21 protein-coding genes and 3 tRNA genes are annotated in these 26,352 nt (G+C 60.9%); 11 read left to right on the top strand and 13 right to left on the bottom strand.

The annotated features are described in order from the left end of the window. Nucleotides 1-21: 21 nt before the first annotated feature. The gene (gene dapD / locus ACUTQY_RS06410; RefSeq protein WP_004931932.1) at nucleotides 22-846 is read left to right on the top strand and encodes a 2,3,4,5-tetrahydropyridine-2,6-dicarboxylate N-succinyltransferase; all 825 of its coding nucleotides are present in this window, start codon (nucleotides 22-24) and stop codon (nucleotides 844-846) included. Nucleotides 847-975: 129 nt separating this feature from the next. Then, nucleotides 976-1,365: a DUF3461 family protein gene (locus ACUTQY_RS06405; RefSeq protein ID WP_004931929.1), complete on the top strand. Its 390-nt coding sequence runs from the start codon at nucleotides 976-978 to the stop codon at nucleotides 1,363-1,365. A gap of 57 nt (nucleotides 1,366-1,422) precedes the next feature. Here the strand turns inward: ACUTQY_RS06405 and ACUTQY_RS06400 are convergent, their stop codons facing one another. The 5 genes from ACUTQY_RS06400 to ACUTQY_RS06380 all read right to left on the bottom strand — a co-directional run bounded on the left by ACUTQY_RS06400 (nucleotide 1,423) and on the right by ACUTQY_RS06380 (nucleotide 11,586). Next, nucleotides 1,423-1,875, bottom strand: coding sequence for a flavodoxin (locus tag ACUTQY_RS06400; RefSeq protein ID WP_033644870.1), 453 nt, complete (start codon nucleotides 1,873-1,875; stop codon nucleotides 1,423-1,425). A 33-nt stretch (nucleotides 1,876-1,908) separates the two neighbouring features. Then, nucleotides 1,909-2,679, bottom strand: coding sequence for a tRNA pseudouridine(65) synthase TruC (truC, locus tag ACUTQY_RS06395; protein WP_042785783.1), 771 nt, complete (start codon nucleotides 2,677-2,679; stop codon nucleotides 1,909-1,911). Nucleotides 2,680-2,739: 60 nt separating this feature from the next. Next, complete coding sequence (gene pbpC, locus ACUTQY_RS06390) at nucleotides 2,740-5,088, bottom strand: penicillin-binding protein 1C (RefSeq protein ID WP_033644869.1); 2,349 nt, start codon at nucleotides 5,086-5,088, stop codon at nucleotides 2,740-2,742. A 49-nt stretch (nucleotides 5,089-5,137) separates the two neighbouring features. Then, nucleotides 5,138-11,113 carry an alpha-2-macroglobulin gene (locus ACUTQY_RS06385; protein WP_046687716.1) on the bottom strand — a complete coding sequence of 1,992 codons (5,976 nt, stop codon included), beginning with the start codon at nucleotides 11,111-11,113 and terminating at the stop codon, nucleotides 5,138-5,140. Between the two features lie 146 nt (nucleotides 11,114-11,259). Continuing rightward, the gene (locus ACUTQY_RS06380) at nucleotides 11,260-11,586 is read right to left on the bottom strand and encodes a YqcC family protein (protein WP_033644943.1); all 327 of its coding nucleotides are present in this window, start codon (nucleotides 11,584-11,586) and stop codon (nucleotides 11,260-11,262) included. Nucleotides 11,587-11,764: 178 nt separating this feature from the next. Between ACUTQY_RS06380 and ACUTQY_RS06375 the strand changes: the two genes are divergently transcribed. After that, nucleotides 11,765-13,003, top strand: a complete 1,239-nt coding sequence (locus ACUTQY_RS06375) for an MFS transporter (RefSeq protein WP_033644867.1) — start codon at nucleotides 11,765-11,767, stop codon at nucleotides 13,001-13,003. 609 nt (nucleotides 13,004-13,612) lie between these two features. Here ACUTQY_RS06375 and syd read toward each other — a convergent pair. Further along, nucleotides 13,613-14,161, bottom strand: a complete 549-nt coding sequence (syd, locus tag ACUTQY_RS06370; RefSeq protein WP_033644866.1) for a SecY-interacting protein — start codon at nucleotides 14,159-14,161, stop codon at nucleotides 13,613-13,615. A 63-nt stretch (nucleotides 14,162-14,224) separates the two neighbouring features. Here syd and queF point away from each other — a divergent pair, with 63 nt between their 5' ends. The 3 genes from queF (at nucleotide 14,225) to xni (ending at nucleotide 17,440) form a co-directional block, all read left to right on the top strand. After that, nucleotides 14,225-15,070 carry an NADPH-dependent 7-cyano-7-deazaguanine reductase QueF gene (gene queF / locus ACUTQY_RS06365; protein ID WP_046687717.1) on the top strand — a complete coding sequence of 282 codons (846 nt, stop codon included), beginning with the start codon at nucleotides 14,225-14,227 and terminating at the stop codon, nucleotides 15,068-15,070. Nucleotides 15,071-15,262: 192 nt separating this feature from the next. Further along, nucleotides 15,263-16,627 carry a nucleotide 5'-monophosphate nucleosidase PpnN gene (gene ppnN / locus ACUTQY_RS06360; RefSeq protein WP_019455737.1) on the top strand — a complete coding sequence of 455 codons (1,365 nt, stop codon included), beginning with the start codon at nucleotides 15,263-15,265 and terminating at the stop codon, nucleotides 16,625-16,627. 54 nt (nucleotides 16,628-16,681) lie between these two features. Beyond that, nucleotides 16,682-17,440 carry a flap endonuclease Xni gene (xni, locus tag ACUTQY_RS06355; protein ID WP_046687718.1) on the top strand — a complete coding sequence of 253 codons (759 nt, stop codon included), beginning with the start codon at nucleotides 16,682-16,684 and terminating at the stop codon, nucleotides 17,438-17,440. A 39-nt stretch (nucleotides 17,441-17,479) separates the two neighbouring features. On the opposite strand, the gene rlmM is transcribed toward xni, so the two are convergent. The 4 genes from rlmM to ACUTQY_RS06335 all read right to left on the bottom strand — a co-directional run bounded on the left by rlmM (nucleotide 17,480) and on the right by ACUTQY_RS06335 (nucleotide 20,552). Beyond that, nucleotides 17,480-18,583: a 23S rRNA (cytidine(2498)-2'-O)-methyltransferase RlmM gene (gene rlmM / locus ACUTQY_RS06350; RefSeq protein WP_342188430.1), complete on the bottom strand. Its 1,104-nt coding sequence runs from the start codon at nucleotides 18,581-18,583 to the stop codon at nucleotides 17,480-17,482. Further along, complete coding sequence (locus ACUTQY_RS06345; protein ID WP_004931896.1) at nucleotides 18,576-18,971, bottom strand: DUF423 domain-containing protein; 396 nt, start codon at nucleotides 18,969-18,971, stop codon at nucleotides 18,576-18,578. The genes rlmM and ACUTQY_RS06345 overlap by 8 nt, the downstream gene beginning before the upstream one ends. A 51-nt stretch (nucleotides 18,972-19,022) precedes the next feature. Continuing rightward, nucleotides 19,023-19,940 carry a transcriptional regulator GcvA gene (locus ACUTQY_RS06340; RefSeq protein WP_004931894.1) on the bottom strand — a complete coding sequence of 306 codons (918 nt, stop codon included), beginning with the start codon at nucleotides 19,938-19,940 and terminating at the stop codon, nucleotides 19,023-19,025. Between the two features lie 387 nt (nucleotides 19,941-20,327). After that, nucleotides 20,328-20,552 carry a YgdI/YgdR family lipoprotein gene (locus tag ACUTQY_RS06335; RefSeq protein ID WP_025304050.1) on the bottom strand — a complete coding sequence of 75 codons (225 nt, stop codon included), beginning with the start codon at nucleotides 20,550-20,552 and terminating at the stop codon, nucleotides 20,328-20,330. Nucleotides 20,553-20,748: 196 nt separating this feature from the next. On the opposite strand from ACUTQY_RS06335, the gene csdA reads away from it, so the two are divergent. Both csdA and csdE read left to right on the top strand, forming a co-directional pair. Continuing rightward, nucleotides 20,749-21,954, top strand: coding sequence for a cysteine desulfurase CsdA (gene csdA, locus ACUTQY_RS06330; protein WP_042785270.1), 1,206 nt, complete (start codon nucleotides 20,749-20,751; stop codon nucleotides 21,952-21,954). Between the two features lie 19 nt (nucleotides 21,955-21,973). Continuing rightward, entirely contained in the window at nucleotides 21,974-22,408 is a 435-nt protein-coding gene (gene csdE / locus ACUTQY_RS06325) for a cysteine desulfurase sulfur acceptor subunit CsdE (protein ID WP_046687719.1), read from the top strand. Here the strand turns inward: csdE and tcdA are convergent. Both tcdA and mltA read right to left on the bottom strand, forming a co-directional pair. Next, the gene (tcdA, locus tag ACUTQY_RS06320; RefSeq protein ID WP_004931886.1) at nucleotides 22,399-23,205 is read right to left on the bottom strand and encodes a tRNA cyclic N6-threonylcarbamoyladenosine(37) synthase TcdA; all 807 of its coding nucleotides are present in this window, start codon (nucleotides 23,203-23,205) and stop codon (nucleotides 22,399-22,401) included. The genes csdE and tcdA overlap by 10 nt on opposite strands. A gap of 84 nt (nucleotides 23,206-23,289) precedes the next feature. Further along, a complete protein-coding gene (gene mltA, locus ACUTQY_RS06315) occupies nucleotides 23,290-24,426 on the bottom strand; it encodes a murein transglycosylase A (RefSeq protein WP_033644860.1) in 1,137 nt (378 codons plus the stop codon). A 216-nt stretch (nucleotides 24,427-24,642) separates the two neighbouring features. Between mltA and ACUTQY_RS06310 the strand changes: the two genes are divergently transcribed. From ACUTQY_RS06310 to ACUTQY_RS06300, 3 genes are all read left to right on the top strand, one after another. Beyond that, a tRNA-Met gene (locus tag ACUTQY_RS06310) sits at nucleotides 24,643-24,719 on the top strand. Nucleotides 24,720-24,777: 58 nt separating this feature from the next. Further along, nucleotides 24,778-24,854 (top strand) — tRNA-Met (locus tag ACUTQY_RS06305). A gap of 65 nt (nucleotides 24,855-24,919) precedes the next feature. Then, a tRNA-Met gene (locus tag ACUTQY_RS06300) sits at nucleotides 24,920-24,996 on the top strand. Between the two features lie 90 nt (nucleotides 24,997-25,086). Here ACUTQY_RS06300 and amiC read toward each other — a convergent pair. After that, on the bottom strand, nucleotides 25,087-26,340 hold the full coding sequence (gene amiC / locus ACUTQY_RS06295) for an N-acetylmuramoyl-L-alanine amidase AmiC (RefSeq protein ID WP_033644859.1): 1,254 nt from the start codon (nucleotides 26,338-26,340) through the stop codon (nucleotides 25,087-25,089). Nucleotides 26,341-26,352: the final 12 nt, after the last annotated feature.

Genomic DNA, 26,352 nt, shown 5'->3' with positions numbered 1-26,352 from the left:
AACATCAGGAAAGAGAACAGCATGCAGCAATTACAGAACGTTATTGAAAGCGCCTTCGAACGCCGTGCGGACATCACCCCGGCGAACGTAGACACCGTAACGCGCGAAGCGGTAAACCAGGTGATCGGCCTGCTGGACAGCGGCGCCCTGCGCGTCGCCGAGAAGATCGACGGTCAATGGGTCACCCACCAGTGGCTGAAGAAAGCCGTGCTGCTCTCTTTCCGCATCAACGACAACAAGGTGATGGACGGCGCGGAAACCCGCTACTACGACAAAGTGCCGATGAAATTCGCCGACTACGACGAAGCGCGCTTCCAGAAGGAAGGCTTCCGCGTCGTGCCGCCGGCCACCGTGCGCCAGGGCGCGTTCATCGCTCGCAACACCGTGCTGATGCCGTCTTACGTTAACATCGGCGCCTACGTCGACGAAGGCACCATGGTCGACACCTGGGCCACCGTCGGTTCTTGCGCGCAGATCGGCAAAAACGTTCACCTGTCCGGCGGCGTCGGCATCGGCGGCGTGCTGGAGCCGCTGCAGGCCAATCCGACCATCATCGAAGACAACTGCTTCATCGGCGCGCGTTCCGAAGTGGTGGAAGGCGTGATCGTGGAAGAAGGCTCGGTGATTTCGATGGGCGTCTACCTCGGCCAGAGCACCCGCATCTATGACCGCGAGACCGGCGAAATCCATTACGGCCGCGTGCCGGCGGGTTCGGTGGTGGTTTCCGGCAACCTGCCGTCGAAAGACGGTTCTTACAGCCTGTACTGCGCGGTGATCGTCAAGAAAGTCGACGCCAAAACGCGCGGTAAAGTCGGCATTAATGAGTTATTGCGTACTATCGACTAAATTGAAATAGCGGGTGATTCACCCGCTATTTTTTTGTCTGCGTTTCGCTGGCAGTCACAGTCGCAGATCTCGCTTTCCGCCATAATCGCAGTCGTGGAATATAACGATCACATCTAAAGAGGGCGCAGTATGTACGATAACTTGAAGAGTTTGGGCATCAATCAACCGGAAGACGTCGATCGCTATAGCCTGCGTCAAGAGGCCAACAACGACATCCTCAAGATCTATTTCCGCAAGGACAAGGGCGAGTTCTTCGCCAAGAGCGTGAAGTTCAAGTATCCGCGCCAGCGTAAAACCGTGGTGGCGGACAACGCCGGCCAGGGCTACAAGGAAATTCACGAGATCAACCCGAACCTGCGTTACGTGATCGACGAGCTGGATCAGCTGTGCCAGCGCGATCAGGTGGAAGTGGATCTGAAGCGTAAAATCCTCGACGACCTGCGCCATCTCGAAGGCGTGGTGTCGCACAAGATTGCCGAGATCGAAGCCGATCTGGAAAAACTCACCCGCGGCAAATAATGCGGATCGGCTGACCCGCATCATCGTTAAGGCGCCCTGTTACGGCGCCTTTTTACGTTATGACTGCAGCAGCGTGCCCCACTGCTCGACCCACGGGCAGGCGGCCACTTCCGGCTCCGGCTGTTCCATCGCATCGATTTCCAGCACTTCGCCAACGCGGGTGGCGCCCTGTTCCTGCAGCAGCGCATCGAACGTGCGCCCGGCGCCGCAGAAGTGGTCATAGCTGCTGTCGCCGAGGGCGATCAGCCCATAGCGCAGCTCCGGCTGATAGCCAACCTGATCGCGGATAGCGTGGAACAGCGGCGCGATGCTGTCCGGCAGATCGCCCTGCCCGGTGGTGGAGGTGATCACCAGCGCGTAGTGCTGACGATAAAACTGCCAGGCCTCCAGCGTGCCCTCTTCGAACAGTTTGACCTCATGGCCCTGCTCGCTGAGGATGTTTTGCGCCTCTTCCGCCACCAGCAGCGAATTGCCGTAGACCGTTCCCACGAAGATACCAACCTGAGCCATGGCTCCTACTCCCTTCATTACCTTTAAAAATTGTCAGCTATCCTGACCGTTAGCCGCGCTAAACTCAACCCCGGCAAGTTCAGGGAATACCCCCGCCCAGCCGAACTGCGCCATCACCCCTTGCCAGGCCTCGTCCCAGCGCGCCGTTACCTGCAGCGGCTCGCCGGTCACCGGGTGCGTCAGCTGCAGATGGCTGGCGTGCAGCATCAGGCGCGGGCAACCGAAATGCTGCGCCATCCCGCGATTCTGCCGCAGATCGCCGTGCTTGCTGTCGCCGATGATCGGGTGGCGCAGGTGCGCCATATGGCGCCGCAGCTGATGTTTGCGGCCGGTTTCCGGCTGCAGTTCCACCAGACTGTAACGCGCGCTGTCGTAGCGGCCGACGGCCACCGGCATCTCTACCTGCGCCAACGGCCGGTAGTGCGTCACGGCCGGCTGCGGCCCCTTGTCGGCATCGGCATGTTTATCGGCGATTTTATCCAGCTCCGCCGTCAGCGGGTAGTCGAGGGTCGCCTCCTCCTGCACGTAACCGCGCACCACCGCATGGTAGGTTTTCTGCACCTGATGCTGCTCGAACTGCTGCGACAGCAGGCGCGCCACCTCGCTGGAGAGCGCCATCAGCAGCACGCCGGACGTCGGGCGATCGAGACGGTGCACGGTAAAGACGTGCTTCCCGAGCTGATCGCGCACCGTCTGCATCATAAAGCGAGTTTCATGACGGTCCAGCCAACTGCGGTGCACCAACCAGCCCGACGGTTTGTTCACCGCCACCAGGTGTTCATCCTGATACAAAATCTCAATCACATCGCATTCCCAGGTCAATAGCCGTTTCGGGCGCGAGTATAACAGGCATGAGACGCAACGCTAGTTCACCCATTCGATGGTCACCAGGCGCGTATCGGCGCGGCCGCGATCGTCCACCGCCCGAATGCGGTAGCGCCCGTTGTTGATCGGCCGCCAGTCGATCGGTTTTTTACTGGCGCTGCTGCCGAGATAGATATCGTCGACGAACCAGTACACCGTCTTGCTGTCGGCGTCCGTCACCGCATTGAAGGCGATTTTGTCCCGTCCCTGTTGCGACTGGCGCAGGGTATAAGTGGTGTTTTTCAACGGCGAGGTGATGCGCGGCGCGTTGCCGCCGACGGCGATGCCGTTGTCCTTGCAGCGATTGACCGGCGGCGCCCGCTTCGGCAGCCCGGCCTGGGCGAACACGTTGGCCAAATCGGAAGGCCAGAATTCAAAAATTTCGGTGCGGGTCTGCGCCGCGTCATACGGCGGGCAAACAACCTCGCCGCTGTGAATATCCAGCACCACCGGCCGGTAGACGCTGTCTACCTTGATCGGCGACTTGCCGGGAATGAACCAGGTCTTGCCCTTTTGCTGGCACCACGGCGTCGGCAGATCGCCGCTGGCGAGACAGATGTCTACCCGCCGCAGCCGCTTGGGGAACGGATGTTTCGGTTCCCGCAGGGCGGGATAGCTGGCGTTGACGCTGTCGATGATATTGAAAAACAGCGGCGCGGCCGCCTCGGCGCCGACCAACGCATTGTTGCCGCGCCCATCGAAGTTGCCTTCCCACACCACCAGCACGTAAGGGCCGAAAATCCCGACGCTCCAGGCGTCGCGAAAGCCCCATGAGGTGCCGGTCTTCCAGTACACCGGCAGCGACGAAGAACGCTGCGCCAGCGTATCGCCCGGCCGCCGGTGCTGGCGCAGCATATCCAGCGTGATGAAACTGGCCTCCTCGCTCAACAGCCGCACCGGCCTCGGTTCACCCTCGTTCAGCCGCAATCGCAGCGGCCGCAGCTCGCCGCGGTTCGCCAGCAACGCGTACAGCTTCGCCAGCTCCTGCGCCGTCACCTCGCCGCCGCCCAGCACCAGCGACAGTCCGTAGTGGCTCTCATTGGCCATATTGGCGACGCCGGTCAGGCGCAAAAACTGATAAAAGGTCGGCTGACGCAGCTGTGAGGCGACATAGACCGCCGGGATGTTACGGCTGAAATTCAGCGCGTCGGTGGCGGTCACCGGGCCGAGAAAACGCCGGTCGAAATTTTCCGGCGCATAGGCGCCGAACGACGAAGGCACGTCTTTCAGAATGGTCATCGGATGCAGCACGCCCTGCTCCATGCCCAGCGCGTAGATGAACGGCTTCAGCGTCGATCCCGGCGAACGCTTGGCGTTGGTGCCGTTCACCTGCCCCTGGATCGGACGATTGTAATAGTCCGCCGAGCCCACCAGCGCGCGCACCCCCATATCGCGGCTGTCCACCAGCAGCACCGCGGCGTTTTGGATGCCGCGGCTGCGGTTGCGGGCGATAAAAGCGTTGACCTGCCGTTCGACCAGCCGCTGCAGCCCGGCGTCCAGCGTCGTGTCTACGCGGGTATCGCGCTGCACCAGTTGCTGCGTCTGCAGGCGCAGCTGTTCGATAAAGTGCGGTGCGATATAAGGCACTTGTTCAGGCTGCCGCAGCGCCAACGGCAGGCGGAACAGCGTTTGCTGGCTGGCGTCGGTGGGGTAAACCCGCTGCCAACGCTGGAACAGACGATTGCGCGCCTGCGTCAATGCGGCACCGAGCACGCCGGTTTTCGGCTCCAGACGGTAGCTGGGTGACTGCGGCAAGACCGCCAGCGTCAGCGCCTCCGGCAGAGTCAACTCCCGCGGCGGCTTGGCGAAATAGATCAGGCTGGCGGCGCCGATGCTTTCAATGTTGCGGCCGTAGGGCGCGTAATTCAAATAGGCTTCCAGGATATCGCGCTTGGAGTAGCTCAGTTCCAGCTGCACCGCACGCAGCACCTGCAACACCTTGCCGCCCGGCGTACGGGTATTGAGATGCCAGCGCATCCGCGCCAGCTGCATGCTGATGGTCGAACCGCCCTGCATTTTGCCGCCGGCGACATAGCTGCGCCAGAAACCGCGCATCAGGCTGACAGGGTTAAAGCCGGGGTTATAGTAGAACCAACGATCTTCGTGCAGCAGCAACCCGCGCACCGCCAGCGGCGACACTTGCTCCAGCGGGGTCCACAGCCGGTAGCGATCGTCGTTGGCCAGCGTAATGCGCAGCAGTGCGCCGTGCCTGTCGTAATAAACGGAAGACTGCGGCAGCCCCTGCCACAGGGGCGGATGCGGCCACAGCCGAATTGCGGTCAACAGCAGCGCCAGTAAAAACACCGCCATCAAGCCGTTTTGCAGCACGCGCCCGGTCAGGATCTTCATACGTTCTCAGCATTCCGGCGCCAGACGCTGGCCTGGCGCCGGATACGGCCTAGTCGTTGCCCGCCGGCACCACCACCAGCTTGCCGCCGCCGGCCGACATGGCCTGCACTTCTCGGTCATACATGGCTTCGCCGTAGGCCGGTGGAATAATAAAGCTGCCGGTATTGGTGGCCTTGATCTGATAGACGAACTCCTGCACCTCGGTGCCGGCGCTGCCGTAGATAATCACCCGATCTTCACGGATGTCGCTGTAATCCGGCGCCCAGGTGGAGCCGGTGGCGGCCAGCGGCGACTGCCAGCCGCCGCGATCGTCGCTCTCCTCACCGGCATCGGCCGGTTCCGGCGGCGTCTGCTGCACCACTTCGAACCCGCCCGGCAGCAGATCGACAATCGCCAGGTTGCTCTGCCCCTCTTTCGAGTTGGCGCGCACCTTCAGATGGACGTTGATCTTCTGCCCCAGCGTCACCTGCGTCACCGGTTTGCCCTGTTCGTCGGTGTACTCGCGGACGATCTCAATCCCGCGCGACAGCGCTTTTTGCGGCGCGTTCAGATCGTAACCGGCCTGCGTCACCACATACCAGGCCGGCGCATTGCCGCCGTTGGTGAAGCGCACGGCGGTGGCATCAGCGTTGAACTGCCCCTGAACGAATAGCCCCTGCAGCTCACTGATGCGCTGTGGCTCACCGCCGGCTTTATCTACCTGCACGATGCCTAATGCGTCCGCATTGGCGGATTGCGCCGCCACCTGGGCCGAATAGCTTTCCAGCGCCAGAATGCTCATCGCGGAAGAGTAGGTGGTGTAACGCTCTTCCTTCAGCGCCTTGACCATGTTCTCCAGCACCTGCGGCGGAATCGACGCCACCTTCTCCGGGAAGTGACGGGTAATCAGATACAAACGCGTTGCATCTTGCACCAGCGGATCGAAATAGTTCTGCGTCCACCAGGCGCTGTCATAGGCTTTGCTCAGTTGCTGCCAGCTGGGTTGCAACAGCGCGGCGGCTTCGTCGTCCATCTTCAACAAACGATAGGAAGAGGCCAGATACAGCGCGCTCAGATCGGTTTTCCACCCTTCGCCATAGCGTTTTTGCAGCGTATCCTGCACGGCCGCCAGCGAGTTGGTGGTCACTTCGCCCTGCAGCGTCAGCAGGTAGACCGCCCAACTACGCAGGCGCAGCAGATACAGATCATCGAAACCGCTGGCCGCCAGCTCGCGCAGCGCGCCGTTAGCTTCGTCCAGCATGCCTTCCGGCAGGGCGTAACCCGCCGCTTTGGCTTCGAGCAGATATTGCACCACATAAGGCGTGACGAAAGGATCGGCATCCGGCGACGAACGCCAGGCGCCGATCGCCCCGCTGTCGTTCTGACGGGCGCGCAGCACGCCCAGCAGGTTGCGCAGCTGCTTGCTGACTTCCGCCTGGCTCAGGCTGCCTTTCATCTCTGGATGGCGGCTCTGCAACATCAGCGGAATGGAACGGCTGACGATCTGCTCGGAACAGTAATACGGATAATCCGCCAGGTATTGCGCCAACCCGCTGGTCAGCACCAGCGGCGAATTCGACACCGCCGCCCGGCGCTGCGCGAAAGCGTCGAACATCTGGCGCAGGCCATCGACGTTCTGGCTGCCGCCGCTCATGCGCCCCATCACCGATTGAGTACGGTACGGCGCCGCCGGCCGCACCGAGGTGCTGACGGTGCGACGGCTGGCCTGGTCGCCGTAACGGGCGTCGAACACCAGCGGCGCATCGCCCAAAACGGCTTTGGCGCGCAGACGGAAGGCGATCACGCCCTCGCGTTTTTCCGCCAGCGTCAGGCTTTGCGTCGCGTTGCCCACCACCTCCAATTGCGGCGGCGGCGTCAGCAGGACGTTGATGGCTGCCGACTGGCCGTTCAGCCCTTCGAGGTTGTTGCTGACGCCCACGCTGACGTCGAACTCATCGCCCGGCGCCACCATCGCCGGCACGTTCGGCGTCATGATGAAGCTGTCGCGCACCGTAGCGGCGGTTTGCGCCTTGCCGATTTTCTCCGGCGTCACCGAAATCGCCATGACGCGGATCTTGCCGTTGAAGTAATCCGGCACCGGATAGACGAACTGTTTCTCGCCGCTGACCTCGGTAATGCCGGACCAATAGGCCACCGGCTTATCGCGCTTGCGCTTGAACGGGTTGAGGTTGAGATCCAGCCCTTCGCCCGCATCGCCGCCCGGCGCCGCGGTCAGCGCCATCAGCTTGCTGAATTCCGGCAGGATCAGATCGAGGATCTGCGAGCTGCTCACGTTCAGTTCGCGCTTGCTGAAGAAGAACTCCAGCGGATCCTTCAGGCGATAACGCGCCACCTGCAGAATACCCTCATCGACGGCGAACAGCGCCACCTGCTGCGGCGCATCGGTCTTGACCGTCATCGTCAGGTTTTCACCCGGTTTGATGACCTCCGGTGCCGTCACCTCAAGGCTGTTTTGGCGCGCCTTGATACTGATCTTGAACGGCATCACGCCATAGCTCAGCGGGCTCATGAAGATCTCGCTGGAGTTGATGTCGCGCACGAACTGCACGTTGATGTAGCCGTTGCCCTCCATGCCGGCCGGCACGCGGATCGTCTGCACCGAGCTGGTGGTGTCGGTGTGGAACCACTGCCAGGCGTAAACCTTGTCCTTCTCGATGGTGATCAAGCCGCTGCCGGTATAGGGCGCGTTAATCGCCACCTCGATCTCTTCACCGGGCTGGTATTCCGCCTGGTTGAGTTTTAGCTTCAGTTCGGCGTTGCGATCCAGCGAACGACTCAGGTTGGCGTTGCCGGCCACGCTGTAGGCGACGCGGTTGAGCGTCTTGCCCTGCGCATCTTCGATCACCAGCACGAAGTCGCCCGGCTTATCGGTCGCCAGCCGCAGATCCGCGCCCTGATCGCCCAGCGCCAGCGGCTGTTCCGAGAGCTGCACTTCCTTCATCTTCGACTGGTATTTGTAAACGCCCGAATCCTGTTTGGTCAGCACCGAAATGTATTTCTGTTCGATCAGCACCTGCTTCAGGTTCGGCATGGCGATCTGTTTCAAGGCCGGATCAATGGCGATCACGTTCAGATGCCGCTCCGCATCGCGATTGATGTAGCCCAGATCGCCGTCGGCCTTCACCCCAATCAGGTAATCGTAAGGCGAAACCAGCGTACGGGCGGTAGCCGCCACCGAGCGACCGCCGCCGGCAACGAACGCCTCCGACAACAGCTGCAGCTGATAAGTGGCGTCGGCGTAAGATTTCAGATCGAGCGGAATATCAGCCGCGCCGTGTTCATCGGTGGTGCGATCTTCCAGCTCGGTTTCGAACCCGTCGCTGTTTTGTCGGTTTTCGTAGAACGCATAATCCGGGAAGCGATCGAAGCTCGGATACATTGGCCGCAGCGTCAGCCTGGTGGTCACACGGCGATCTTGCGCCGGGGTGCCGAACAGGTTCTGCACATCGATGCTGGCCTTCAGCTCAGACGGCTTGACCCAGCCTTGCTGGCGGTCCGGCGTCAACGCCAGCTTCACTTTCAGTTGATCCGGCTCGAACTCCTTCACATTGACTGCGGTATGGCCGAGCAGCGTGGAGGTGTCGTTGTTTTTGCCGATCAGATACAGATAAACGTTCCACTCGCCGGTGGGCGAGTTTTCATCGGTGGTATAGCTCAGTTCGTTGAAACCGCTGGCGCCCAGCGTCAGCGGCACGGTGGACATCAGCTTGTCGCGCGGATCGCGAATTTCGGCGCGCACCGGCACGCCGGCGAGGCCAACGCGCCAGTCGGCGGCGCGAGTGATCAGGCCGATATTGAAGGTGTCTCCCGGCCGATACACGCCGCGGTCGGAGAACAGGTAGCTGCTGAGCGTGCGCGGATCGGTCGGCGTTTGTTCACCGGCAACGTCGAAGCGCGAGAAATCCAGCCCGCGATCGTTATAGCTGCCGGTCGGCAGGAAGGAGACATCCCCTTCTTTCTCCACCAGGAACATCACCGGCTGGCGCTCGTTGGTGTACACATCCAGCGCCGGGAAACGCACGTGGCCGTCGGCGCCGGTGGTTTGGCTGAGCAGCGTCACGCCGTTTTTGGCCACCACAGATACGTTGGCGCCGCTGACCGGCGCACCGCTTTGGATCGACTGCACGAAGACGTCGCGCGTCTTATCCTGCGAGCTCTTGGCGACGATGCCCAGATCGGTCACCACCACAAAACGCGAATCGCCGACGTCGGGCTGCTCTTCCCCTTCGCTTTCATCTTGTTCCTGCTCCTGCTCGGCACCCGCCTCTTCCGCCGCCGGTTTGCGATTCGGCTGCCATTCCGACAGCGTCAACAGAAACACCCCACGATGGGAACTGGCGTTGGTGGAGAGATAGCGGGAAAGATCGATGCCCTGATAGTTCACTTCCCCCGGCCGCTCGTTGTTGAGGGCCGTCTGGTATTTGAAATGCTCGGTGAAATACTCATCGTTGAGCCGGTTGAATTCCGTGGACGAGTATTCCCGGCTTTTGAAGGAAACAATGTGCTGCAGCTGACTCGGGATCACCCGCTTGATGTCCAGCCGCAGGCCCGCCACGTTGCGCGCCGCCACGCTGATCTGCTTGTCGCCGTTGACCGACAGCAGCGAGCCCTGCGACATGAACTGCAGCGATTTCGGGAACTCCGGCACTTCGACCACCCGATAAACCTTCTTCGGCATTTTGTAACCGCCGGCGGAGATCAGCTGGTTATCGATCTCGAGCAGCATAAAGCGGTGCGCCGGGGCGTCAAAACGGAAGCTGAACTGCGGCTGATAGGCCTCTTCCGCCTCGTTAAGCGTCAACGGCAGCGGCGTCGCCTGCGCCAGCACGTTCTTGCCGACGCTGTCTACCGTCCATGGGTAAAAGTCTTCAGCATCATTGGCGGCCTCGGCATCGCTCGGATCGTGCTGCGGCAGCAGCCAGGCTTTCGCGGCTCGCGCCAGCTCTTTATCCTTCACCGCATCGCTGAAACCAACCACCAGCGCACGCTGCCCTTTGCCGCCGTCGGTGTCCACCACCTGGGCGCTGGCGTCGCTCAGCGCCAGGCTGTACAGGGTAGGAACCTTGACCCAGTTGCTTTTCGCCTCTTCGACCGCGTTGCCGGCCGCCGTCGATTTAACGCCCTTGCCGACGGTCAGATGTACCGCGCCGCCCTGATCCAGCGCCTGCAGCGGCTCGGAATGCACCCAGGCGTTCAGTTTTTTCTCGTCATATACCAGAGAGAAATTCAGCTTCTTCTCGGAGGTGGCGCTGCCTTCTTTCAATCCCAGCGAAATCTGTTTTTCAAAGCTGGCGACGTCGACCGGCGCGTTGAACTGCAGATTGAAAATCGCGCTGCGTTTCTGCGCATTCTGCGGATCGCGGTAGTACTCGGCCTGCCCCAGACGGTAGCCGAACGCAGGCACGGTGAAGGCATAGCGGGTTTTGGCGAGTTTGACCTGCGGCGCCAGCAAGGTAGCGGGCTCGAGGGTCACGTCATATTTCGCGCCCATCGGCAGCGGCTTTTTCGGCGTGAACACCAGCGTCGATTCATTGTTCCACGCCCACTGCCCTTCCGCCGTCGGTTTGAGGGTGATGCCGGCGCTCACGGTTTTGCCCACCGCGGCGATCGGCGCGACCGAGCCGCTGAAGGCCAGACTCACCGTTTGTGGCGCTTGCCGGGCGGCGGTGTAATCTATCGGCGCGGGGTTAGCCAGCGATGCGCTGACCTCCTGAACCACCATCGGCGCCGGTTCGATCGGCTGAGGCCGATTTTGCCACCAGTGCCAACCGTAAAACGCGCCGCCCGCGGCGCCTGCCAGCAGCAGCAGGCCCAGACCGATCGCTTTCGGATGTTTATCCACGCCGCTTTCCAGCCGCAGAAAACCGCGCGGCAGCGCAGCCCACCAGGCCGGCGCGCGCCAGCTGAGGTTGCCGACCAGCGGTCTCAGCAACCGCCCCAACAGCGACAAGACCCCACCCAACAGGCGGCAAACGCCCTTAACCAGGGTAAAAGGCAAACGAAGGATAAACCTTAATAAATCCATTATTGCAGCACCTCATCATCCTAATGCAGCCCCCGGTCAACCGCCGCGGTTTAACCGAGCCGAAAGACGCCGTCGGCTCTCCTGCCCGGCATCCGCGCGAGTACTCTACACTGCCGGGCGGCAAAAATCTGCGCGCCGCCGGCGAATTACGGCTCTTTATTCAACATCAAATCCAACTGCTGCAGCAGCACCAACAGCGGCAGACTGCTCGGCTCACGCTCCTTCAACGCCTCCTCGAAGTAAGGCGTGATGGCAAAACGCGTCGGCAGCGGCGCTTCGGCGTCCAACAGCGCATACATGCGCGGCAGAAACACCCACTGCAGCCAAGCCTCGGCCGACATGCTGTCGATGCAGAACGGCTCGGTGCTGGAGAAAGCCTCAGGCTCGGGCGGCGCGGCCTGCCACAAGGCCAAATCGCGCATGGATTGTTCAATCGCCTGCAAACTGCGGCGAACCTGATTATGTATACTCATCTGCATTCCCGATCTCTTTTCATCATGATATTCAGCTCGCTGGCTGAAAGGCGGCAAAGCATAGCATTTTTATAGCCCAAATTTGGCGCGCCCGAGACCGGCTGCCGTTTTTATCTGGTGGCGTGCGCCGCCGCGCGGCACAATAGGCCCACCGAATTCACCACACAGATAAAGATTCATGTCCGTAATAACAGAGAAAAAAAATCACGCGACGCCCGGTAAGGCCATGCTGGCCTCGGTCACCGGTTACGCCATGGACGGGTTTGACCTGCTGATCCTCGGCTTTATGCTGCCGGCCATCAGCATCGAATTAGGATTAACCTCATCGGCCGCCGGCTCGCTGGTCACCTGGACGCTGATCGGCGCGGTGCTGGGCGGCGTGATCTTCGGCCATCTCAGCGATCGCTTCGGCCGCATCCGGGTGCTGACTATCACCATCCTGATGTTTTCCCTGTTCACCGGCCTGTGCGCCGTGGCGCAAGGCTATTGGGATCTACTCGCCTATCGCACGCTGGCGGGCATCGGGCTGGGCGGCGAGTTCGGCATCGGCATGGCGCTGATCGCCGAAGCCTGGCCGGCGGAGAAACGCAACCGCGCTTCAGCCTACGTCGGCATGGGCTGGCAGTTGGGGGTGCTGGCGGCCGCTTTCCTGACGCCTTTGCTGCTGGAACATATCGGCTGGCGCGGCATGTTCCTGGTCGGCCTGCTGCCGGCGCTGGCGTCATTCCTGATCCGCCGCACGCTGGGCGAACCGGAGGAATTCGTGCGGCAAAAAGACGCCGGGCAGCCGCTCTCCTTCCTTCAGCGTTTGCGCCTGCTGTTTAAGGATCGCGCCACCAGCAAGGCCAGCATCGGCATCTTCATTCTCTGTTCGGTGCAGAACTTCGGCTACTACGGGCTGATGATCTGGATGCCGACTTATCTGGCGAAAAACTTCGGCTTCTCGCTCACCAAGTCCGGCCTGTGGACGGCGGTGACGGTGGTCGGCATGACGTTCGGCATCTGGCTGTTCGGCGTCCTGGCCGACCGCTTCGCCCGCTGGAAGATTTTCGTGCTGTATCAGGTCGGCGCGGTGGTGATGGTGATCGGCTACGCCCAGTTGAGCGATCCGATGCTGATGCTGTTCGCCGGCGCAGTGATGGGCATGTTCGTCAACGGCATGATCGGCGGTTACGGCGCGTTGATTTCCGATACCTACCCGGTGCAAGCACGCGCCACCGCGCAAAACATCCTGTTCAATCTGGGACGCGGCGTCGGCGGCCTGGGGCCATTGGTGATCGGCGCGCTGGTGACGCAGGTGTCGTTTACCGCCGCCATCAGCCTGTTGGCGGCGATTTACCTGCTGGATATCTACGCCACGCTGTTCCTGCTGCCGAAAAAACAGGGCGCAGGCGATACGCTGGGCGCGATTGGTTAACGCGGAAGAAGGATTGAGACGGGGCGCACGCGAGGCGGAATAGAACAAAAAGTTGGGGGCACTGCGTTAACAGTGCCCCCGGTTCGTTTTATAGCCATCCCGCTACACAGCATGCTCCCTGCTCAATCCTTGAAAACTTTTCCTGCGGCCATCCTGACCAAGTGGTCCTTGCATCATCCTGCAGCATCGTCCTGACGCGGTTCCTCAGCCTTCCTGACCCGCCGACAGTCCTGCGCCGGCTCTCAATCTCCGTCCTGGAGGTGTCCTTGGTTTCAATCCTGAAACATCCTGGGCATCTCCTGACGCCATCCCTCGCTCTTGCCTGAGCGCATCCCTTTCTTCTTCCTGAAGCTGCATCATCCTGATGCTTTCCTGCTCCGCCGGGTCCGTGCCGGTAATGATAAGATCGCTCAAATTTCCCGGAATCACAAGGGTTTGAGAGGTGTCTCACACTAAATTAAGACTAAGAGTTATCCTAAAGAAATTCTAACCAATTGATCTGGATAACAATAATCTCATGGTCCAAAGAGAGGTGAAAAAAATTAAGAGCGATCTCTCACAGCCCGTGTGAGAGATCTCTTACACGACCGACGGCGAATCCGCCGCGCTTCAGTCCAGCACTGGGCGCAGCGCATCGAGGAAATTCCCCAGCGTCGCCGCCAACAAGGTGCGCTTATCGCTGCCGAACTGCTCCAGCACCACGTTGCCGCTGACGTTGCACAGCGACACCATCGTCATCTCGGATTCGGTGGTCGCCAGGAAGAGGGTCGGTGACAATTTGAGGCGCTTTTGCGTCACCAGATGGCCGATCAGATTCTCCTGCAGGCGGATGAAATCCTCTTCGCTCCATACCTGCAGCAGGCTCAGGCGATGCTCCCCAAATTGCGCGCTCATGTCACCGGCGTATTGCTGCGTGTAGAAACGGTGCGCATCCGGCTGCAAACGCAGCTCCAGCGCAGCCTCGACCTTCTCCAGCGTCGCCGCCGGTTCGAAAGGCTGCGGCAACCACAGCACGTCGTCCTCGCGATTCTCCACGATGCAGGGCGACGGCACGCCGTACAGCGCCTCGCTGGCCGGCGCGTGGCCGCGCTCTTGCTGCCACAACTCGACATAGCGTTGAGTGAATTCACGCAGAGCGTGCGATACATCATGGTCCATATTCTTTCTCGCATACGTTAAACTGACGGCCATTGTACCTATCTCTGACCGAGGTGACAGCAGATGTCCTCATATCAAGACCACCAGGCCCTGTCAGGGCTGACGCTGGGCAAACCCACCGCCTATCGCGATCGCTACGACGCCACGCTGCTGCAGGCGGTGCCGCGCAGCATGAACCGCGAGCCGCTGGGGCTGTATCCCGACAACCTGCCCTTCCACGGCGCGGACATCTGGACGCTGTACGAACTCTCCTGGCTGAACGCCAACGGGCTGCCGCAGGTGGCGGTTGGCGAGATCGGCCTCAACGCCGACAGCCTGAACCTGATCGAATCGAAAAGCTTCAAGCTGTATCTCAACAGCTTCAACCAAACGCCGTTCGCCGATTGGGAAACGGTGCGCAGCACGCTGCAACGCGATCTGTCCGCCTGCGCCCAGGGCGAGGTGAGCGTCACCCTGTTCAGCGTCGACCAACTGGAAGGCAGCCCGATCGCTCGTCTGGCCGGCGACTGCATTGACCAGCAGGATATTCGCATCGACAATTATGAGTTCAACGCCGACTACCTGCAGAACGCCGCCGGTGAAGAGGTAGTGGAAGAGCAATTGGTCAGCCACCTGCTGAAGTCCAACTGCCTGATCACCCATCAGCCGGACTGGGGCTCGGTGCAGATAAGCTACCGCGGCGGCAAGATCGATCGCGAAGCGCTGCTGCGCTATCTGGTTTCCTTCCGCCACCACAACGAATTCCACGAGCAATGCGTCGAGCGCATCTTCAACGATCTGATGCGCTATTGCCGGCCGCAAAGCCTGACGGTTTACGCCCGCTATACCCGCCGCGGCGGACTGGATATCAACCCGTGGCGCAGCAACGTCGCATTCGCTCCCGAGCACGGCCGCCTGGCGCGCCAATAAGTGCGAAACATTGCTCAACAACTGAGCTAACGAGCGGTTTGTGTTGGTAAAAGCGCAGGGACGGCGGTAAGGTTAAAACGAGGCTGCGGCCGGGCAGAGCGCCCGCTTCGCCGCAGCACGCCAACCATAACGAGATGCTGTTTTGCTGCGTATGGATTACTACCGCCCCACACCGGGTGCAAAGGAGTTACCTTGATTACACACATCAGCCCGCTTGGCTCTATGGATTTATTGTCGCAGCTGGAAGTAGACATGCTGAAGCGCACCGCCAGCAGCGACCTGTACCGCCTGTTTCGCAACTGTTCGCTGGCCGTGTTGAACTCCGGCAGCCAAACCGACAACAGCAAACAGCTGCTGTCGCGCTATGAAACCTTCGATATCAACGTGCTGCGCCGCGAGCGTGGCGTGAAGCTGGAGCTGGTCAATCCGCCGGAAGAGGCGTTCGTCGACGGCCGCATCATCCGTTCACTGCAGGCCAACCTGTTCGCCGTGTTGCGCGACATTCTGTTCGTGCACGGCCAAATCGCCAGCGCCGGCCGTTTCCAACACCTGAACCTGGAAAACTCGGCCCACATCACCAACCTGGTGTTCTCGATCCTGCGCAATGCGCGCACGCTGCATCTGGATGAGGATCCCAACATGGTGGTGTGCTGGGGCGGGCACTCGATCAACGAGAACGAATACCTGTACGCGCGTAAGGTCGGCAGCCAGCTGGGCCTGCGCGAGTTGAACATCTGCACCGGCTGCGGGCCGGGTGCCATGGAAGCGCCGATGAAAGGCGCGGCGGTCGGCCACGCGCAGCAGCGTTACCGCAACAGCCGCTTCATCGGCATGACCGAGCCGTCAATCATCGCCGCCGAGCCGCCTAACCCGCTGGTGAACGAGCTGGTGATCATGCCGGACATCGAAAAACGTCTGGAAGCGTTCGTGCGCATCGCGCACGGCATCATCATCTTCCCGGGCGGCGTCGGCACTGCCGAAGAGCTGCTGTACCTGCTGGGAATCCTGATGAACCCGGAGAACAGCGAGCAGGTGCTGCCGCTGATCCTGACCGGGCCAAAAGAGAGCGCCGATTACTTCCGCGTGCTGGACGAGTTCATCATGAACACGCTGGGCGACGCCGCGCGCCGTCACTACACCATCATCATCGACGATCCGGCGGAAGTGGCACGGCAAATGAAAAAAGCCATGCCGCTGGTGAAGGAGAACCGCCGCAACACCGGCGACGCCTACAGCTTCAACTGGTCGATCCGCATCGCACCGGATCTGCAGCTGCCGTTCGAGCCGACCCACGAGAACATGGCAAACCTCAATCTGTATCCGAACCAGCCGCCGGAGCAATTGGCCGCCGCGCTGCGCCGCGCCTTCTCCGGCATCGTGGCCGGCAACGTGAAGGAAAACGGCATCCACGCCATTGAGCAGTTCGGCCCGTACAAGCTGCACGGCGAACCGCAGATGATGAAGCAGATGGACAGCCTGCTGCAGGGCTTTGTCGCCCAGCACCGCATGAAGCTGCCGGGCAGCGCCTATGTGCCCTGCTACGAAATCGTCGCCTGATCCTCAATCCCGGGCGGCGTAACGGCCGCCCTGTTTTTTCTGACCTTGCCGCCCATGATGATACACCTACTGATTGTCGACGCCCTGAACCTCATCCGCCGCATTCACGCCGTACAGGGCTCCCCTTGCGTCAACGCCTGTCGCCACGCGCTGCAGCAGTTGCTTCAGCACAGCCGCCCGACCCACGCGGTGGCGGTATTTGACGAGGACGACCGCAGCGAAAGCTGGCGTCACAAAATTCTGCCGGACTACAAGGCCGGGCGCTCGCCGATGCCGGAAAACCTGCAACAGGAGATGCCGCAGCTGCGTGAGGCCTTCGCCGAACTGGGCGTCGCCAGCTGGCATTCACCCGGCAACGAGGCAGACGATCTGGCGGCCACGCTGGCGGCGAAGGTCGCCGGCGGCGGCCACCAGGTGACCATCGTCTCCACCGACAAAGGCTATTGCCAACTGCTGGCGCCGAACGTACAGATCCGCGATTACTTCCAGAAACGCTGGTTGGATATGCCTTTCGTGCAGCAGGAATTCGGCGTGCTGCCGCAGCAACTGCCGGACTACTGGGGGTTAGCGGGGATCGGCAGCAGCAAGATCCCCGGCGTGGCCGGCATCGGGCCGAAAACCGCCGTGCTGCTGTTGCAGCAGTCGGGCAGTCTGGACGGGATCTATCAGCACCTGGAGCAGGTGCCGGAGAAATGGCGCGGCAAGCTGGAGCAGCACCGCGAGCTGGCCTACGTCAGCAAACAAGTCGCCACGCTGCGCACCGATCTGTCGCTGGACGGCAACCTGCAGCAGCTGCGACTGCCGATACAATAAGGGCGCTGCAAGCAGCGCCCTTCATCAGGTTTAACGCGATTAATCGCGCTCGTCGCGGCGGCCCGGCACCGCCGACCACATGCGGCGCACGTGTACGGTGATCTCTTCGCGGTCGTGATACAGCTGTTTGGCGTGCACTTCAGCGCTGATGCCGGCGGCGCTCAGCGCTTCGCGGATGCTCATCAGGTTTTGCGACACTTCCTCGTAGCGTTTTTTCATCGGCAGTTTGAGGTTAAAGATCGCTTCGCGGCACCAGCCTTTCACCAGCCACTGAATCATCAGGCTGGTCACCTTCGCCGGTTTTTCCACCATGTCGCACACCAACCAATAGATCTTGCTGCTGTTCGGCTCGAACTTGAAGCCGTCGGCGCGGTGATGCGTCACCTGGCCGGTTTCCATCAGGCTCGGCGCCATCGGGCCATTATCCACCGAATGCACCATCATGCTGCGCTTCACCAGCTGATAGGTCCAGCCGCCCGGGCAGGCCCCCAGATCGACCGCATGCATGCCGCTGGCCAGGCGCTCGTCCCACTCGTCGGCGGGGATGAACACATGGAACGCTTCTTCCAGTTTCAGCGTCGAACGGCTCGGCGCATCGGCCGGGAAGCGCAGACGCGGAATACCCATGTAGAACGGCGAGTTGTTGTTGCTGTAGGAGTAACCGACATAGCAGCAGCCCGGCGCGATGAAGAACACGTGCACCACCGGGCGAGTCGGGTTCTCCCGCGCCATCAGCACCTTCTGCTCACGCATCGCGGCGCGCAGCGGCACCGTCAGCTTGCGGCAGAATTTCATCAGCTCTTTGCTTTCGTTGGTGTCCGGCACTTCCACCCGCAGCTCGCCGCCGCGATCAACCACACCGATCAGCATGCCGACGATCGGCGATACCCGATCTTCCGGCGACAGATCGCGCAGCAGCTCACCCACCACGAGCATTTGGCGGGCGAAAATCAGTTCGCGGAACGGAATCTCCCGCGCCAGGCGGTCGGCATCGTCCGGCTGATAGCATTCGAACAACACGTAACCGCTGTGCTCTTTTACCCGCGCAAAGCCGTAAATCTCCAGCTGGGCGGCTTTATCGGTGATCTCCGCCGCACACTCTTTTTCGAAGCCGGGGCGGCAGTACAACGCAATCTTATTCATGGCGCTCGGCCTTTTTCCTCAGACGCAAAGCGCCAATCAACATCAATATCCAGCCGATCAAGAAGCACACGCCGCCAACCGGCGTGATATATACCCAGACCTTCAGGTGCGACAGCGCCAGACAATAGAGGCTGCCGCTGAACAACACGGTGCCGAACGCCAACAGCGCTCCGCTCCAGTAAAACCACAGGCTCACGCGGCGCTGCATCGCGACCGCCAGCGCCAGGATGGCCAGGGTGTGGAACCCCTGATACTCCAGCCCGGTGCGGATCCAGGCCATTTCGTTGGCGCCCAGCGTGCCGCTTAACACATGCGCGCCGAATGCGCCCAGCGCGACAAACACAAAGCCGCTGATAGCGGCGAAAACCAGCATGGAACGGCTGCTCATCGTGATCTATCCCATTAAAAATCACCGGCCGCGGCAAGGCGGCGGCCGGCCTTATTGTTCGTAGCGGAAGCGGAACTTCTCTTGTTCGCTGGCGGCACGCGCCAGGATCCACTGCCGGAAGGCGGCTATTTTACCCAGTTCTGCCTGGCTGTCATGACATACCAGATAAAAAGCATTTTTACTGACCAACACATCGTTGAACGGGCACACCAGACGACCGGCTTCAATCTCGGTTTGCGCCATCACGTTGTTCACCAGCGCCACGCCCTGACCGTGCACCGCCGCCTGCACCACCATGGCGCTGTGGCTGAAGATTGGCCCCTGCTGCACGTTGATGTGCTGCAACCCCAGCTGGCGCGTATAGGCCAGCCAGTCGCGACGTGAAACGTCATGCAGCAGCGTATGATAAGCCAGATCGTCTGCGGTTTTCAGCGGATGATCGCCGGTCAGCAGGCTCGGCGAACAAACCGGCAGCAAATATTCCGCATACAGGCGCTCGGCGCGCAGCCCCGGCCAATTGCCGCGGCCATAGAAAATCGCCACGTCGACGTCGTCCGCCAGCTTGTCCTCTTCACGGTCCACCGCCTGGATGCGCACGTCGATGCCCGGATAAGCTGAGTTAAAGCCGGACAGACGCGGCACCAGCCACTGAATGGCGAAGCTCGGCGGCAAACTGACGGTCAATGCCCCCTTGGCGCTGCGCGCCTGCAGCTTGCGCGTCGCCTCGTTGATCGAAGAGAAGATCTCCTTGATATCAAGGTAGTAACTTTGCCCCTCTTCGGTCAGCAGCAGCGAGCGATTGCGCCGGCGAAACAGCTTCAGCCCGAGGAAGTCCTCCAGCGACTTGATCTGGTGGCTCACCGCGGCCTGAGTCACGAACAGCTCTTCCGCCGCCTTGGTGAAACTCAGGTGGCGAGCGGCCGCATCGAACACGCGCAGCGCATTGAGGGGAGGTAAGCGTTTAGACATTAAATTAGCTACTTTTGTGTAACATTAATCCGAATGATTCGGCGCCGAAAATCGGGCGGCTTTGTGTGGCAAGCCATGGACAAACGCTAACGGCGCATTGCCATTAGTTTTTTTAATCCGAGCCATTATAATTTGTCCGTTGAGGATGCGCCAGCAAATACCTATAGTGGCGGCACTTCCCGGGCCGGAACGAAAAGGGAGTGGGTGTCGAGGACGCCGATGAACTTTTGGCTTGTGGTTGTGATGTTGTGTTTGCAAATTGTCCGGCGATTCCGGACATGGTAGCTAGGCTACTGTTTTTTCACTTCCTGTACATTTACCCTGTCTGTCCATAGTGATTTTATGCAGCACCGCAAAACTTGCGGTGCTTTTTTTTTTGCCTGACGGTTACTGGTTGCTTTCAACCATCTCTTTCACATCGGCGCGGTTGATCTGCTGTTCGACGCCGTTGGCGTCTTTATAGCTGATCATGCCGGTATCGTTATCCACTTTAGGCTTGCCGTCAGCGACAATGGTGCGTCCGTCATTGGTATGCATCACGTAGTTGCTGGAACAGGCGGCCAGGGTGAACGTAAGCATCAGGGCAGAGAGAACTGCGGCTGTTTTCTTCATTGAGGACTCCTTTTTAGTTTTAAATGCTGATAAATACCTTTTATGCGTATAGATGCGATTAACAAGCGCACGTTTAATAGCATAACAAACTTTCCCAATTTTGCCAGGCGATAAGTCCTAATCGGCGCGAACGCTTGTCTCCGGCGGCAAAATAGGACAGGATCACCCATCGACTCAAGCCAGTGACAATCAGGGTATGACGCCTTTTAACCCCAGCCTTTTTCGCCAACAGTTTCCCGCGCTCGCGCAGGACGGCATCTATCTGGACAGCGCCGCCACCGCGTTGAAGCCGCAGGCGGTGATCGACGCCACGCAGCAGTTTTATCGCGACGACGCCGCCACCGTGCACCGCAGCCAGCATCGGGCGGCGCAGGATCTGACCGCCCGTTTCGAGCAGGCGCGCGGCCAGGTCGCGCAACTTATCCATGCGCCGTCGGCCGACGACATCGTCTGGACGCGCGGCACCACCGAGGCGATCAACCTGGTGGCGCAGAGTTATCTGCGTCCGCGTCTGCAGCCGGGGGATGAAATTCTGGTGAGCGAAGCGGAGCACCACGCCAACCTGATCCCCTGGCTGATGGTGGCGGATCAAACCGGCGCGCGGGTAGTGAAACTGCCGATCGGCGCCGACCGTCTGCCGGACCTGGCGCAGCTGCCCGCCCTGCTCAACGATAGAACCCGCCTGTTGGCGCTGGGGCAAATGTCCAACGTCACCGGCGGCTGCCCGGATCTGGCGCCGGCGATCGCGCTGGCCCATGCCGCCGGCGCGCGCGTGATGATCGACGGCGCACAGGGCGTGGTTCACGACCCGGCCGACGTACAGCGGCTCGATATCGATTTCTACGCCTTCTCCGGCCACAAACTGTATGGCCCGACCGGCATCGGCGCGCTGTACGGCAAATCCGAGCTGCTGGCGCAGATGGCGCCGTGGCAAGGAGGGGGAAAGATGTTGACCCAGGCTTCGTTCGACGGTTTTATCCCGCAAAAACCGCCGCACTGCTTCGAAGCCGGCACGCCAAACATCGCCGGCGTGCTGGGGTTGGCCGCCGCGCTCACCTGGCTTCGCGAACAGGACATGGCGGCGGCGGAGCGCTACAGTCGCGAGCTGGCGGATCGGGCAGAACAGCGGTTGGCGCAGCTGCCGGGCTTTCGCAGCTTCCGCAGTTCCGGTTCCAGCCTGCTGGCGTTCGATATCGCCGGCGTACACCACAGCGACATCGTCACGCTGCTGGCGGAGCAAGGCATTGCGCTGCGCGCCGGCCAGCACTGCGCGCAGCCGCTGATGGCGGCGTTAGGCGTCAGCGGTACGTTGCGCGCGTCGTTCGCCCCCTACAATACTCAACAGGACGTCGATACGCTGGTCAGCGCGTTGACCCACGCCCTCGACCTGCTGGCCGACTGACTTGATTCCCGGAGACGCTATGCTCGCCCCCCATCCTTTTGGCCGAGAGATCACCGCCGAAGCGTTAATCGCCACCTTCAGCGCGCTGAAACAGTGGGAAGACCGCTACCGACAACTGATTATGCTCGCAAAACGGCTGCCGTCGCTGCCGGAGGCCTTGCGCAGTGAAGAAATGGCGTTAAGCGGGTGTGAAAACCGCGTCTGGTTGGGGCACCAGTTGCTGGAAGACGGCACGCTGCACTTTTATGGCGACAGCGAAGGCCGCATCGTGCGTGGCCTGTTGGCGGTGCTGCTGACCGAAGTGGAAGGGAAAACGCCGCAGCAGATCGCCGAATTGGATCCGCTGGCGCTGTTCGACCGCCTGGCGCTGCGCGCTCAGCTGAGCGCCACTCGCGCCAGCGGGCTGGCGGCGTTAGCCGCCGCCGTGCAGGCGATCGCCGCCCGTTACGCCTGACGCGCCGCCTTCGCCACCATCTTTTTCAGCGCGTGCGACACGGCGACGAAGCCGAAGGTGGCGGTGACCATGGTCGCCGCGCCGAAACCTGCGCTGCAATCCATTCTTTTCGGCCCCTCCGCCGTACTGCGCGAAGCGCATACCGAACCGTCCGGCTGCGGATAAACCAGCGGCTCGCTGGAAAAGACGCAGTCGATGCCCAGCTTGCCCTTGCCGTTTTTCACCACGTTAAAATCGTGCTTCAGCCGCTCGCGCAGCTTGGCGGCCAGCGGATCCTGAATGGTTTTCGCCAGATCGGCCACTTCGATTTTGGTCGGATCTATCTGCCCGCCGGCGCCGCCGGTGGTCACCACCGGGATCTTGAAGCGGCGGCAGTATGACAGCAGCGCCGCTTTCGGCCGTACGCTGTCGATTGCGTCGATGACGTAGCTGAAGTTATGGTCCAGCAGCTCGGCGACGTTGTCCGGGGTAATGAAATCGTCAATGCAGGTCACCCGGCATTCCGGGTTGATCGCCAGGATACGCTCCGCCATTACCTCGGTTTTCGATTGCCCGACATGCTGACGCAGCGCGTGGATCTGACGGTTGGTATTGGTGACGCAAACATCATCCATGTCGATCAGAGTGATGGCGCCGATGCCGGTGCGCGCCAGCGCCTCAGCCGCCCAGGAACCCACGCCGCCGATGCCGATCACGCAGACGTGCGCCTGCGCGAACACCGCCAGCGCCTGCTGGCCGTATAACCGCGCCGTGCCGCCGAAACGCTGCAGATAGGCTTCCGAATAAGCTGTGCTCATAACGCTTTAATTACCTTCGTAATGCAAATGATAAGGGCCGGAAAATCCGGCCCTTGCGGGTCAATCTTTTCACGCCGTGCGCGTTTAGCGGGTGACCAGCAACGAACCGCCGCCGTTTGACTGATTGGCGCTGAACAGCTGGCCGCCGCCGTTGTTCTTCAGCACCCAGACGCGGCCATAGTGGTTGTAGTAGCCCGCCGAGTGGCCGGCTTCCGGCCCGATGCCCTGATACATGTCAAAATGCTGGCCCTTGATGGCGCCGCCCACGTCGAGCGCGACCATCAGACGCATCTCGTATTTTCCCGTGAATTTACCCTTGTTGTCCAGCAGCGGCACTTCGGCCAGCAGCGTGGTGCCTGCCGGGATCAGTGAACGGTCGGAGGCCACCGACGCTTTGGCGATCAGCGGCACCGCGCTGGCGCCTTTCACCGGCGCAAAAGCTTCCGGGCGGAAGAACACGAACGACGGGTTCTGCTCCAGCAGCTCGCGCACCTCTGCGGCGCTGTGGGTATCCGCCCACTGACGGATCGCCTGCATCGACATGTCCGCCTTGGCCACTTCACCGCGATCGATCAGCACTTTGCCGATGCTGCGGTAGGCGTGGCCGTTCTTGCCGCCGTAGCCGAAGAACACCAGCGGCTGACCGTTGCCGTAGTCGACGTAGCCGCTGCCCTGGACTTCCATCATGAAGTTGTCCATCAGCGAGTTGGTGTAAGCGATGATATAGCGATCGTCGAGCGCGCCAGAATAAATGCCCGCGCGATCCGGCAAGCGGCCCCTACCCTTCGGCGGCATGCGGTACAGCGGATAACGGAACTCGCCCTGTTGGGTATAGCGCGCCTGCACCACCGGCGTGTAGTAGCCGGTAAACTGCACGTTGCCGTAATTGTCGACGCCTTCCATCTGGTAAGCGCTGAGGCCGTACTGGCTCAGCATGCGCGTGTCGGCGCCGGACGCCATCCAGTTTTGCACCGCCTGATAGGTGCTGTTGTTGCGGTTAAACAGCGAAGGCGACGCGTACTTGATCTCCATCAGCTGATCCGAATAATCCTTGGCGTTGACCGGCGAACCTTTGGCGTTGGGCTGATTGACCAGCTCCAGCGATTGATCCAGACGGCCGTCCTTATATTGCTGACCCCGATCGGTCGGCTTGGACGAACAGCCCGCCAATACCGCCACCATCAACCCGCCCAGCAGGTATTTGCCCCAACGTCCTTTCATCGCGCACACTCTCAAACTGATATGATCTACCGGCTGAACGATAACAAACGCTCATTGATAAAGGAATCGCTGCAAATAAAAAAAGCCGCACGGAGGATGGTGATGAAAAAGAAGGCAAATTGCGGGCAAATTCAGCAGAAAAACGGGTTTAGGCCAATAAAATGCAAAAAGGGTTTGCAACAAAACGCATGGAGAGTATAGTGCGCATCCATCGGACGCGGGGTGGAGCAGCCTGGTAGCTCGTCGGGCTCATAACCCGAAGGTCGTCGGTTCAAATCCGGCCCCCGCAACCAACCGATGCCGCAGTGGCGGTATTTTGCGTTTGGGTTCGATAACAAAGTATTACACGGACGCGGGGTGGAGCAGCCTGGTAGCTCGTCGGGCTCATAACCCGAAGGTCGTCGGTTCAAATCCGGCCCCCGCAACCAACCGAATGCCGTACCAGCGGCATAACATGAACGGTGGTTTCGTCGTAATACCGCATCAAGACGGACGCGGGGTGGAGCAGCCTGGTAGCTCGTCGGGCTCATAACCCGAAGGTCGTCGGTTCAAATCCGGCCCCCGCAACCAACTCTTGATGACAACAGATAAGCACCCTGACGGGTGTTTTTTTGTATCTGCAATCCGCAAAAACAGCCGGACTTGCGCCCGGCCCTGCCGCTATCGGCTCGCTAACGCGCCGCCGTTGGCGAAATAAGCCTTGATGCCCGCCAGAATCGACTCCGCCACCTGCTGCTGGAAATGGCTGGTGCGCAGCTTGCGCTCCTCTTCGATATTGCTGATAAACGCCGTTTCCACCAGGATCGACGGGATATCCGGCGCCTTCAACACCGCAAAACCGGCCTGATCGACGCGATTCTTGTGCAACCGGTTGATTTTACCCATCCGGTTCAGCACTTCCTTGCCGAACTTCAGGCTATCGTTGATGGTTGCGGTCTGGATCAAATCGAACATGGTGTGGTCGAGATAGCGGTCGCCGCTCTTGCTGACGCCACCGATTTGGTCCGAGGCGTTCTGCGTCTGCGCCAGGAACTTGGCCGCCGAGCTGGTGGCGCCTTTGGTGGACAACGCGAACACCGATGACCCGCGCGCGGCGCGGCTGGTGAAGGCGTCGGCGTGAATCGAAACGAACAGATCGGCGCGCTGCTTGCGCGCCTTGGCGACGCGCACCTTGAGCGGGATAAACACGTCTTCATTGCGCGTCATGAACACCTTCATGTTCGGCTCGCGCTTGATCATGGCGCTCAGCTTGCGGGCAATCTGCAGCACGATGTCTTTCTCGCGCGTCTTATACTTGCCGATCGCACCGGGATCTTCGCCCCCGTGGCCAGGATCCAGCATGATGACGATCGGCCGATCGCGCCCCGCCTTGCCGGCCTGCGGCGCTTCGGGCGGCAGCGTGCGCTCCAGATCGCCTTTGTTGTAATCTTCCAGTAACGCCAGTAGCGGATCATACTCCTCGCCGCCGCTGCCGCCCTTGGTCGGGTAGAGATCCATCACCAGACGGTTGCGATACTCCGGCACCGGCGCCAGCGAGAACATGTGCGGGCTGACGCTTTGCTTGAGCTCCAGCACCAGCCGCACGGTATTCTGATCGAACTGGCCGACGCGCGCCTGCTTGAGATAAGGATCGTCGGCGCGCACCTGCCCGGCGATGCCCTTCAGCACGCTGTTGAGATGCACGCCTTCGATATCCACCACCACGCGATCGGGATTGGTCAGGGCGAACTGCTTGTATTTCAGTTCGACGTTGGATTCCAGCGTGACGCGGGTATAAGTGGAGGACGGCCAGACGCGCACGGCAATCACGTGCGATGACGCGGCGAAGCCCGTGCGACTCACACTCAGCAACCAGCTGGCGGCAACGCCCTGTAATAAACGACGGCGGCCCAGATTGTGATTAGCGTTTGGCATGCGGCTCCGGCA

This window comes from Serratia sp. TSA_130.1 (genome assembly GCF_052691795.1).
This window is presented reverse-complemented; position numbering and strand designations above follow the sequence as displayed.